Source organism: Companilactobacillus paralimentarius DSM 13238 = JCM 10415, from assembly GCF_001434985.1.
Taxonomy (GTDB): domain Bacteria; phylum Bacillota; class Bacilli; order Lactobacillales; family Lactobacillaceae; genus Companilactobacillus; species Companilactobacillus paralimentarius.
In genome coordinates, this window is record NZ_AZES01000153.1 from 1 (window position 1) to 468 (window position 468).

At 45.7% G+C, this 468-nt stretch carries 2 tRNA genes and 1 rRNA gene; all 3 read left to right on the top strand.

Annotated features, from left to right (window positions below):
• Nucleotides 1-108 precede the first annotated feature (108 nt).
• Nucleotides 109-225 (top strand): 5S ribosomal RNA (gene rrf, locus FD33_RS11325).
• Between the two features lie 11 nt (nucleotides 226-236).
• A tRNA-Val gene (locus FD33_RS11330) sits at nucleotides 237-309 on the top strand.
• An 8-nt stretch (nucleotides 310-317) separates the two neighbouring features.
• Nucleotides 318-390 (top strand) — tRNA-Lys (locus FD33_RS11335).
• The last annotated feature ends 78 nt before the right edge of the window (nucleotides 391-468 follow it).

Genomic DNA, 468 nt, shown 5'->3' on the forward strand with positions numbered 1-468 from the left:
CTAATAGATCGAGGACTTAACCGAGTAAGAGTTTACAGCAGTTTGAAGTGTTTCAACTTTAATTCATAATCTTAATATCTAGTTTTGAAGGTACGAGTTACCAAATAGTGTAGTGACGATAGCGAGAAGGATACACCTGTTCCCATGCCGAACACAGAAGTTAAGCTTCTCCACGTCGAAAGTAGTTGGTGGGAAACTACCCGCGAGGATAGGTAGTTGCTACGCTGTTTCATGATGGAGGATTAGCTCAGCTGGGAGAGCATCTGCCTTACAAGCAGGAGGTCACAGGTTCGATCCCTGTATCCTCCATTCATCATGAGCCGTTAGCTCAGTTGGTAGAGCATCTGACTTTTAATCAGAGGGTCGACAGTTCGAACCTGTCACGGCTCATTTGCAACATATATACACACCATGCGGGTGTGGCGGAATTGGCAGACGCGCTAGATTTAGGTTCTAGTGTCCAGTGGA